The organism is Paenarthrobacter sp. CM16 (assembly GCF_013179505.1).
In the GTDB taxonomy this organism is placed as follows: domain Bacteria; phylum Actinomycetota; class Actinomycetes; order Actinomycetales; family Micrococcaceae; genus Arthrobacter.
This window is the reverse complement of record NZ_JABMCX010000180.1, coordinates 1-9828: the sequence shown is the minus strand read 5'-3', so window position 1 is coordinate 9828 and position 9828 is coordinate 1. Positions and strand designations below refer to the sequence as shown.

Annotated in this window: 9 protein-coding genes; 7 read left to right on the top strand and 2 right to left on the bottom strand. The window is 63.9% G+C overall.

What is annotated here, in order from left to right:
• The first annotated feature begins 216 nt into the window (after positions 1-216).
• Positions 217-648: a hypothetical protein gene (locus HP499_RS15650; RefSeq protein ID WP_172325156.1), complete on the top strand. Its 432-nt coding sequence runs from the start codon at positions 217-219 to the stop codon at positions 646-648.
• Positions 649-673: 25 nt separating this feature from the next.
• Here the strand turns inward: HP499_RS15650 and HP499_RS15645 are convergent, their stop codons facing one another.
• Both HP499_RS15645 and HP499_RS15640 read right to left on the bottom strand, forming a co-directional pair.
• Positions 674-1270, bottom strand: a complete 597-nt coding sequence (locus HP499_RS15645) for a dihydrofolate reductase family protein (protein ID WP_172325155.1) — start codon at positions 1268-1270, stop codon at positions 674-676.
• Positions 1271-1312: 42 nt separating this feature from the next.
• Positions 1313-2083, bottom strand: a complete 771-nt coding sequence (locus tag HP499_RS15640) for an SDR family oxidoreductase (protein WP_172325154.1) — start codon at positions 2081-2083, stop codon at positions 1313-1315.
• Between the two features lie 80 nt (positions 2084-2163).
• Between HP499_RS15640 and HP499_RS15635 the strand changes: the two genes are divergently transcribed.
• The 6 genes from HP499_RS15635 to HP499_RS15610 form a co-directional block, all read left to right on the top strand.
• Positions 2164-2595, top strand: a complete 432-nt coding sequence (locus HP499_RS15635; RefSeq protein ID WP_172325153.1) for a hypothetical protein — start codon at positions 2164-2166, stop codon at positions 2593-2595.
• A gap of 148 nt (positions 2596-2743) precedes the next feature.
• Positions 2744-5449 (top strand): GMC oxidoreductase, encoded by a 2706-nt coding sequence (locus HP499_RS15630; RefSeq protein WP_172325152.1) that lies wholly within the window; start codon positions 2744-2746, stop codon positions 5447-5449.
• Positions 5446-7476 (top strand): hypothetical protein, encoded by a 2031-nt coding sequence (locus tag HP499_RS15625; protein WP_172325151.1) that lies wholly within the window; start codon positions 5446-5448, stop codon positions 7474-7476. Before HP499_RS15630 ends, HP499_RS15625 begins: the two co-directional genes overlap by 4 nt.
• Positions 7473-8546: an alpha/beta fold hydrolase gene (locus HP499_RS15620; protein WP_172325150.1), complete on the top strand. Its 1074-nt coding sequence runs from the start codon at positions 7473-7475 to the stop codon at positions 8544-8546. The genes HP499_RS15625 and HP499_RS15620 overlap by 4 nt, the downstream gene beginning before the upstream one ends.
• On the top strand, positions 8543-9514 hold the full coding sequence (locus HP499_RS15615) for an acetoacetate decarboxylase family protein (protein ID WP_172325149.1): 972 nt from the start codon (positions 8543-8545) through the stop codon (positions 9512-9514). Before HP499_RS15620 ends, HP499_RS15615 begins: the two co-directional genes overlap by 4 nt.
• Positions 9511-9828: hypothetical protein (locus HP499_RS15610; protein ID WP_172325148.1), on the top strand; the 318-nt coding region annotated here is incomplete at its 3' end. The genes HP499_RS15615 and HP499_RS15610, both read left to right, overlap by 4 nt.

Below are 9828 nucleotides of genomic sequence, written 5' to 3'. Positions count from 1 at the left end.
TAACAACGAGTAGGCAGACGAACATTTACGACTGAAAACCGGGCCTACTTGGTGAAAAGCTACATGGAGGTCCGCCAGTACATCCCACTCAGTAGATGCGGCGAAAGAAGGGTACTTTAAGGAAGCCAAGGTAACGGCTTCTTGGCAGGACCAACCCCTCCGGCTGCAGGGCAAACACTGTCCGCCGCCGGACGGTACAACGAGCATTGGAGAGCCATGAGGGCACTGAACAACGACGTCGTTGACGCGCTGAGCGCCGATGTCACCCGCATTCTCAAGGAACGCTACCCGGATGAACTGGCACACGCACAGGCCGTCCACGCACGCTCTGAGAAACTGGTTCTCGTGATGATGTTCTCCACGGTGGCGCTGTGGTTCCTCGGCCCGGTACTGTTCCTGAACGGTCTCATCAACCAGGTGGTCGTCGTCATGGTGCCCGGCCTGATGACCCTTGCGTTCCTCGTCGTCGCGCTCGTAGCAATCGTCCGCAACAAGGCTGCGGCGAGGCCCGTCGTCGAGTACGCGAAGCAGCTGGGTCAGAACGTCACCAGTGTCACAAAGAAGGGCATTACCGTCGCCGTACCAAAAGGCACTGTCACGGTACCCGAGGAGTTCCGAGAGACGCGCAGGGTCACCCGCCAGCCGTAGTGCCGCGTTGGTCGCCAGGTCCGGATCAGCGCTGCACGCGATACCGTACGTGGGTGACGAGCCCGGTGCCACGGGTCTCGATCGGCTCCAGGGCCACGTTCCCCACGTCGTCGAACAATCTCTCACCACCACCAAGGATCACTGGCGAGATGTGGAGCCTCAGCTCGTCCATGAGGCCCGCGGAGAGGAATTGGCGGGCGGTTTGCGCTCCCCCTGCAACCGCCACATCCCTGTCCCCGGCGGCCTCCCGGGCTTGGGCCAACGCCGAATCGATCCCATCATTGACGAAGTGGAAGGTGGTGCCGCCGTCCATCTCCAACGGCTCACGGGCATGGTGGGTGAGGACGAAGACAGCTGAGTGATAGGGCGGCTCCTCACCCCACCATCCTCGCCAGTCCTTTTCCCACGCGCCAGGTCCGGGGCCGGCAAACATGTTGCGCCCCATGATGTAGGCACCGGCTTCGAGGATGCCCGCAATTTCAGCCGAGTTGGCTTCCCGTTCCTCGAACTGCCAACGGTGCAGGCTCTCACCGCGCTCACCAAGCGGCTCCTTCAGGGACTGGTTGGGCCCGGCAACATATCCGTCAAGGGAAACAGTGAGATCACAGGTGACTCGGCTCATGGGCCCATCCTGCCACCTGCTGAGTGCCTGGCGCACCAGTGGTCAGGAAACGCTGAAACCACCGTTGCTGTTCAGGATCTGGCCGTTGATCCAGGAACCGGCGTCAGAGAAAAGGAACCTCACCAGCCGGGCAGTATCCTCCGGAGTTCCCAGGCGCCCGGCCGGCGTTGCACCTTTGACCCACCCGCGGGTGGCATCGTCCATCCAGCCAGTGTCGATCGGTCCTGGATTAATCACATTTGCCCGCACTCCCCGATCACCGAGTTCAACGCCGGCAGCAGTGACGATCCGGTCCAATGCTCCCTTACTGGCACCGTACGGCACATTGTGCACGGTGTGATCGCTGGTCAGGGCCACAATCCGTCCGCCTGCCTCACCTGGCATGGCAGGCGGAAGTTGCTCCGCGAAGGCCTTGATCAGCAGCCAGGCAGCGCGCGCATTCACCGCAAAATGACGATCCCAACTCTCCAGGGAAGTGGTGAGGATGGAACTGTCCACTGATTCGCAATGGGAGATCACCAGGCCACGCACCGGCCCAAGACCGCGGGCTGCAGCGATCAGTTCCGCCGGCGTCGTGGGATCGCTGAGATCGGAAGCAAAAAGTTCGACGACGGCGCCCAGTTCGCGGCACTCGGCAGCGATGCTTTCCGGATCCCCAGGAGAGGATTCCATCCCCAGCCGCTGATCGTACGGTTCCCAGTAATTCAGGGCCAGGTCCCATCCGTCCCGAGCCAGGCCCACAGCAAGGCCGGCCCCGATTCCCCGGCGCCTGCCCACTCCTGTTACAACAGCAACTTTCGAAGAGTCAGCCACCCTCAGACTCTATGCGGGGACGTCGGCAAGTCATACCCTGAAGCTGTTCAACAGCGTGAAGACGCGAAAAGAGGCCGGCCATGGCACGGGATCCACAACCCACGATGGAGCAGCTTAATATCCTCGTCGGCAGCTGGGAAACATCAGTTCCGGGCAAGGATGTGCCCGGCCGGACCACCTTTGAATGGTTGGAGAGTGGAGGCTTCCTCATTCAGCGTTCCACGGTCCAGCGGCCGGAGTATCCCAATGCGGTCAGCGTCATCGGAGCCACGGGCTCGGATGGAGCCTTCCAACAGCATTACTTTGACTCCCGGGGCGTCGCAAGGATCTACGACATGACGCTCAAGGACAAGGTGTGGACCTTGTTCCGGGACGGGCCCGACTGGCCCCAACGCTTTGTTGGCCACTTCTCCGAGGACGGCAACACCATCACGGCCCGGTTGGAACGCGGCAGCTACCCGGGCGGGCCGCTGGAACACGACTTTGACATGATCTACACCCGCATTCCCTAGTGCACGCGGAATCCACTGTCACCACCTCATTTACAGATCCCCTGCCCGGTGGGAACATAAGCCCCATAGTCCGCGGAGGCATCGCCCGGCCAGGCCCGGCGCCGTCAGCTGCAGCTATGTAGTCAGCTTTCCTCTGAGAGGAACGGCCATGGGTCCTCTGGGGACCGGGAACAGTGGGGATGCGGGGCCCGACCCCGTTTCTGATCAGGCACGCCGCGGCGATGGCATCGAAAAGGTTGACGCCGTAGTGGTGGGCTCCGGTTTTGGCGGTTCCGTCGCGGCGCTTCGGCTCGCCGAAGCCGGGCAGTCCGTGGTGCTCATGGAACGCGGAAAACCGTACCCGCCGGGCAGCTTCGCGCGCTCGCCCTCGGAGATGGGCCGCAACTTTTGGGACCCGGACCGGGGCCTGTACGGTCTCTTTGACGCCTGGACGTTCCGCGGCACCGAGGGTCTGGTGTCCAGCGGCTTGGGCGGTGGTTCGCTGATCTATGCCAACGTCCTCCTGCGCAAAGACGAAAAGTGGTTCGTCAACGAATCCCCCATCCCCGGCGGCGGCTATGAGAACTGGCCCTTCACCCGAACAGACCTCGATCCCTATTACGATGCCGCCGAAGCCATGCTCCAGCCTGTCCCGTACCCCTATAAGGACACCGCGAAGACCATGGCCATGGAGAAGTCCGCCGCCAATCTGGGACTGTCCATCACCAGACCCCCTATAGCCGTAACGTTCTCGGCAGCGCCTGGGACCGAACCGCGGACCAACCACGCACTGCCGATGCCCGGCTACGGCAGTATCCATGGACCCGCCACGGTGCGCACCACCTGCACCCTCAGCGGTGAATGCGACATCGGGTGCAACGCCGGCGCCAAGAACACCTTGGACCACAACTACATCTCTGCGGCGGCCTTCAACGGAGCCGACGTCCGGACCTTCCACGATGTCCGCGGAATCCGACCGTTGGAACCGGGTACGCAGGGCGGCGGTTATGAAGTCCGCTATGTGGTGCATCATCCGGAAGATGATGGTGGGCTCCTCACCGAACGCATCATCCATTGCCGCCGGCTCATCCTGGGCGCCGGCACGTTCGGCACCAACTTCCTCCTGCTCCGCAACCGGGGTTCCCTCCCCGCGCTCAGCGACGCCCTGGGCACCCGTTTCAGCGGAAACGGGGACCTTCTAACGTTCATCATGAGTGCAAAGACGCCCCCGGCCAACGGCTCACGGCCCGGCGTGCGGAACCTGGCCGGCAGCCGGGGTCCGGTGATCACCACGGCCATCAGGGTCCCGGATTCACACGACGACGACGGCGATGGCCGCGGCTACTACGTGGAGGACGCAGGGTATCCGGCCTTCATGAACTGGCTCATCGAGACAGCCCAACTGGGCACCACCATCAAGCGGACCGCCAAGGTGGCCGGGCAGCTCTTCAAAGACAGGCTGTTCGACGCCGGCCGGTCCAACGTTTCCGCCGACCTCGCCGCAGCGTTGGGCGACGGCCGTTTGTCCTCCAGTTCGGTGCCGCTGCTGGGAATGGGCAGGGACGTCCCGGACGGCGTCATGACCCTTCGCGACGGGAGGCTGGCCATCGCCTGGACCATGGCAACGTCCAAGGAGTACTTCGGCCGCGTCCGCGAAACCATGGAGTCCATTTCCAAAGACCTGGACGGGGACTTCATCGACAACCCCCTCTGGTGGGCCAAACGCGTCATCACGGTCCACCCGATCGGAGGAGCACCCTCCGGGCGGCATCCGGGCGAGGCGGTCTGTGACTCCTATGGCGAGGTCTTTGGGTATCCCGGATTATTCGTGGTGGATGGAGCTGTGATGCCGGGCCCTGTGGGCGCCAACCCGTCCCTGACCATCGCAGCGTTCGCCGAACGCACCTGCGCCCACATCCTCGGGAACGCAGGGGAACCCGGCCGCCGGGGCATCCGCCCGGCAGATGCGGCAGGCTCCGGCGGGGCCAGCGAAGAGGCGGCCGCCCAGCGGGAGGCAGCAGGCGCCGTCGTCGACGTCGCCGCGTTGGCTCCGCGCGCGTTGGCGCCGGACGCCACCAAAGGCAAGGCCGCACCGGAGGAAAAACCTGCGAGCGCCGCAGCTGAAGACTCCGCGGTTTCCCAAGTGCGCAGCCGCGGACTGGGCAGTCCCGGCGCTGCAGGCGTAAGCGGCAAGGAGGCCACGTCCGTCCGATTCACCGAGCAGATGCACGGCTGGTTCAGTCCTGGTGTCACCGATCCGGAGAAGGGGCGGAACCTGGGCCGGGACCGGGGCAGGAAGATCATGTTCGAGCTGACCATCGTTGCAGAAGATATTGAGGCGTTCGCATCCGATCCGGCTCATCCGGCCACAGCTGAGGGCTATGTGTTGGCGGACTATTTCGGCGGCCGGATGCCCGTGGAGCGGGGCTGGTTCAATCTGTTCGTCCAGGACACCTCCGACGACGGCGCACCGGCAAGGCGCATGCTCTACCGTTTGTGGCTGCGGGACCCGGGCGGAACACCGTTTACGTTCACCGGACACAAACTGATCCACAACGAGGCGGGTTTCGACCTCTGGGCGGACACCACCACCCTGTATGCCACCGTGCTTCGGGGCCATGTTCCTCCGGACAGCGAGGGTACTGAACCGGCCGCCGGTGTCGCCAGCGGCACTGGCAACGACGGCGTCGTTGGCGCGGGCATCCTCTACATCCGTCCTCTGGACTTCGCCAGGCAACTCACCACGTTCCGTGCCGGCGGACCGGCGCCCGCGGCAGGTCTGGTGACCTTCGGGAAGCTGTTCGGCGGCGAACTGTGGCAGGTCTACGGCCGGGGCCTGAGACGGGTCCCGTTCCCCGTCAAGCCGAAGAAATGAAAAGTCGGGAGCTCGCCAAGCACTACGCTGTCCTGGGCTTCACGCCCCAGACGGCGGTTCGTTGGCTCTCGCCCATGTCCTTGGCCCGGACCGCGTTGAAGGTGGCTGCGGCTACGGTCTTTGCCGACTTTGGCGACAAGCGCGAGCTCGAGGGCAGTTTTCCCGCGGACCCACTGCGTTTGGACAAGCTGCCTGTTCCTGGCCAACCGGCCCAGCCCGCTGTCACCAGCCGGGGCCTTCCAGCGCCTGCTGATCTTCAGGAGGAGCGTCCCTCAGCGCCGACAACAACGGAGATGTGGCTCGACTTTGCAGCTGACCTCGGCGACGGATTCGATGCCACCTACACTGTGGCGTCCTTGCTGGCCCAGGACTCGCTCAGGGTGGACGGGCGGGAACTTCCCCGGGGCAACGTGCTGGTCCTGGGCGGGGATGAAGTCTATCCGGTGGCGTCCCCGTCAGCGTACGAGAATCGGATGGTGGGTCCGTACCGGACGGCCTTCCCACCTGCGTTGCGAGGCCCGCTCAGCGCGCCAAGAAGCTCCGAAGGTGCGCAAAGCGGGCCCCACAACATGCCTCCGGTCATGCTCGCCCTCCCCGGAAACCATGACTGGTACGACGGCCTCACCTCTTTCATCCGCGTATTTACCAGGCAGCGGAGCATCGGAAGCTGGCGGACCATCCAAACCCGGAGCTACTTTGCCCTCCGGCTCACGGGAACCCCTCCCGGTCCGGGCCGGAACGGCACCCCCGGCTGGTGGTTGCTGGGCCTGGACAGCCAACTCGGGCAATACATTGACGAGCCACAGCTGGACTACTTCTACCGGAACGTCACCCTTCACCTGGTCCCCGGTGACGCGATCATCCTCTGCGTCGCCGCCCCGTTCTGGGTTGATGCTGATGAACCCGGCTGGGGCGGGTTCCGGCAGGTGGATTTCTTTGAACAGGACTACCTGCGCCGCCGCTTCAACCCTGAATCCGGCCTGTTCGAGGCCACCGGCGCCAACGTCAGGCTCTGGCTCACCGGAGACCTGCACCATTACTCCCGCTACGAGGACTCCCCTTCTCCGGATCCCTCCGGCAACCAGCACCGGATCCCGGATCCCGGCAGGACCCAGATGATCACCTGCGGGCTGGGCGGCGCTTACCTCTCCGACACCCACGACCTCCCCGAACACCTCACCCTGCCCGGCCCGGCCGTGACCGGTGAATCCTCCAGCGTGCGCAACCCCCACCAGACCGGAACAGAACAGAAGGGCACACCCCGCACCTTCACCCGAGCGCCCACAACGTTTCCCGGCCAAGGGGACTCCCGTCTGCTCGGGCCGCAACTGGCGAACCCCTTCTCCCCGTGCTGGCTCTCCATCCGCAACCCTGGCTTCGGCCTGTCGCTGGGCATAGCGCATGTGGTGGCTGCCTTAACGCTGTGGACGGTATTCAGCGCCTTCCGCGGGGAAGGATTCGTGGACAGCCTGCGCAGCCTGGCCCGCGGCAACACCCTGGTAGTGGTGCTCTTCCTGATCTTTGCCTTGCCCCTCCTCCTGGCCGTTGGGTCCTTGCTCGCGCGCTGGTTGGGAGTGGCCACAGCGGGCATCGTCGTTTTCGTCCGCGGCGCACTGTCCCAACTCTCCGCGCTCGCGGTCAGTGCCGCCGTCGTGATCCTTATTCCCTGGCCGGAAGGGTGGCCGGACGTCCTGATCCTCCTCCTGTCGATTGCCCTGGTGCACTTGGGCGGCTGGGCGCTGGGCAGCGAGGCCTTCGCCCTGTACATCCTGGCGACACCCAGCGGAGAGGTGGCCTCCTGGAAAATGTCCGGCCAATCGATCGAGGACCACAAGGGCTTCCTCCGCCTTCACCTCGCGGCCGATAACAACCTCACCGTCTACCCGCTGATGGTGGACACCATCTGCCGCGATTGGCAATTGGCACCGGACGACGACGGCGCGCGGCTTGTTCCGGTGCCCGGCCTGCCGCCCGTGCGGCTGCTTGAAGAACCCATCACCATCGCAGGGAAGGGAAGCGCCCCATGATGATCACCCGTGCCGAGCACAGGACCGAGGTCATCCCGATCCGTGCCCGGGACAACACACCGCTGAGCCTGGTCCACGTCACCTCACCCGTTGAAGCGGACAAAGGGCCGGTGATCCTGGTTCACGGCTCCGGCGTCCGGGCCGAACTGTTCAGGCCGCCCGTCCGCACCACCATTGTTGATGTCCTCCTCGAGGACGGGTGGGACGTCTGGATGCTGAATTGGCGTGCATCGATCGACCTTGATCCTCTGTCATGGACGCTCGCCGATGCCGCAGTGCACGACCACCCAGCCGCCGTCGAGCACGTCCTGGACGCTACCGGCGCGCCGAGCATGAAAGCCGTCATCCACTGCCAGGGGTCCACGTCCTTCACGATGTCGGCCGTGGCGGGACTGCTGCCGCAGGTGGACACCATCGTGTCCAACGCAGTATCCCTGCACCCGGTAGTACCGGCGTTCTCGCGGCTAAAAATCGATTACCTCACGCCAGTGGTCAAAGCCTTCACGCCTTACCTGTCTCCGGCGTGGGGCTACAAGTCCCAAGGCTATTTCACACGGGCCATCCGTGGCCTGGTCAAAGCCACCCACCATGAATGCGACAACACGGTCTGCAAGATGGTCAGCTTCACCTACGGCAGCGGTCGTCCCGCCCTCTGGTCCCATGAAAACCTCGACGACGCCACCCACCAATGGCTCACCGGCGAGTTTGCGGAAGTACCCGTGACATTCTTCGAAGAAATGGGCCGCAGCATCAAGGCCGGGCACATGGTGGCGGCCGGGGACCATCCTGAATTGCCGGACAACTTGGTGGCCGACGCCCCGCAGACCGATGCGAGGTTCGCCTTCATCGCCGGCCTGGACAACCGGTGCTTCCTTCCCGAAAGCCAGCAACGCACCTACGAATTCTTCCAAAAGCACCGCCCCGGGAAGGACTCCCTCCACCTCATCCCCGGCTACGGCCACCTGGACGTCTTCTTCGGCGAGCATGCCTGGCAGGACACCTTCCCCATCATCATCGACGAACTGAATCGAACCCCAGTACTGACCACAGCCCAGGAGCCGAAGCCATGAAAAACCTCACCGAACTGGCCACACCTTTGCTCAAGCTCCTGCCCTCCCCCGTTCCGCGGAGACAGGAACGCCTGCGCGGACAGCATGCCTTCGCGGACGGCATCAAATACCTCATGCCCGTCAATTCAGATGACTCGCCCGTGTTAATGGCAGCGTTCCCCATCAACAAGCGCGCAGCCGCCGCCGCACTCCCCGGTTCGGAAATGCGGCCCTTCGTCCTGGGCGGCAAGGGGCTGCTGGTGGTGACAGTGGTCAACTACAAATCCACCGACATCGGCAAGTACATCGAGTACTCCCTTGCCATCGCCATCACCCACGGAAGCAGGCCCGCCCCGCCCATCCTTCCCCTGATGTTCCAAAAAACCTTCAAACTCGGCCAGTTCGTAGTTGACCTGCCCGTCAGTTCAGAAGTTTCCGTCAAAGGGGGCAAGGGAATCTGGGGCATGCCCAAGCACCAGGCCAACCTGGACTTCGTGGTCACGGACACCACCGTCTCAGCCCAATACGACAAAGACGGCCGCCTGGGTTGCTACATCGAAATCCAACGGCCAGAACCCCTGAACCTGCCCCTCAAATTGGCGGCCTCCAACTACTGCGTCTTCCGCAACATGCTCTGGAAATCGGACATCTACTTCGAAGCCACCGGAGACATCGCCCTCGGCGCCCAGGCCAAGGCGCGGCTCATCCTCGGTGACGCGCCCGGCGTCGAACCCTTGAAAAACCTGCAAGTAGAGAGCAAACCGGTGTTCACCGCTTGGCTGCCCCAAGCCCACGGAGTCCTGGATGACCACTACGAAGCGTGGTTCCTCACCGCTCCCACCCCACTGGAGGCTGTAGCCCTTCGTGGCGGGGACATGATGGACAGTGTGGTGGAGCTGGGCCAAGGGCAGGAATGGTTGACGCCGCCGGACCGGAGCCGGGTCCCCGGCGCCGTTCCAAGCCCGGCGCCCCACGGTGGTGCCCGGTGAACTGGCTACTGCTCCTCAATGCCCTCTACTTCCTCTTCGGTGCCACCATGTATGTGGGCACCATGTGGGTCCTCAAATTTTTCCTCTACCCCACCTGGGAATCGTTGGCCCGCGATAACGTGGACATGCACTTCGGCATCCCCACCCGGGCGGCCACCAAGTTCTTCACCATCGTGGTGCCCGTCATGTTCATCTCCGGCGGCATCCTGGTCTGGTCCGAGTGGGGCACTATCCGCGTCATCCCCGCCGCCATCTGCCTGCTGGGAATCATCGTCCTGACCTGGGTGGGGCAAGGGATCATCATCCCCATCAAC

What these genes read in the sequence shown, in the direction of transcription:
- HP499_RS15630 (WP_172325152.1), top strand. Translation starts at nt 2,744, where the DNA reads ATGGGTCCTCTGGGGACCGGGAACAGTGGGGATGCGGGGCCCGACCCC.
- HP499_RS15635 (WP_172325153.1), top strand. Translation starts at nt 2,164, where the DNA reads ATGGCACGGGATCCACAACCCACGATGGAGCAGCTTAATATCCTCGTC.
- HP499_RS15625 (WP_172325151.1), top strand. Translation starts at nt 5,446, where the DNA reads ATGAAAAGTCGGGAGCTCGCCAAGCACTACGCTGTCCTGGGCTTCACG.
- HP499_RS15615 (WP_172325149.1), top strand. Translation starts at nt 8,543, where the DNA reads ATGAAAAACCTCACCGAACTGGCCACACCTTTGCTCAAGCTCCTGCCC.
- HP499_RS15650 (WP_172325156.1), top strand. Translation starts at nt 217, where the DNA reads ATGAGGGCACTGAACAACGACGTCGTTGACGCGCTGAGCGCCGATGTC.
- HP499_RS15620 (WP_172325150.1), top strand. Translation starts at nt 7,473, where the DNA reads ATGATGATCACCCGTGCCGAGCACAGGACCGAGGTCATCCCGATCCGT.
- HP499_RS15645 (WP_172325155.1), bottom strand. Translation starts at nt 1,270, where the DNA reads ATGAGCCGAGTCACCTGTGATCTCACTGTTTCCCTTGACGGATATGTT.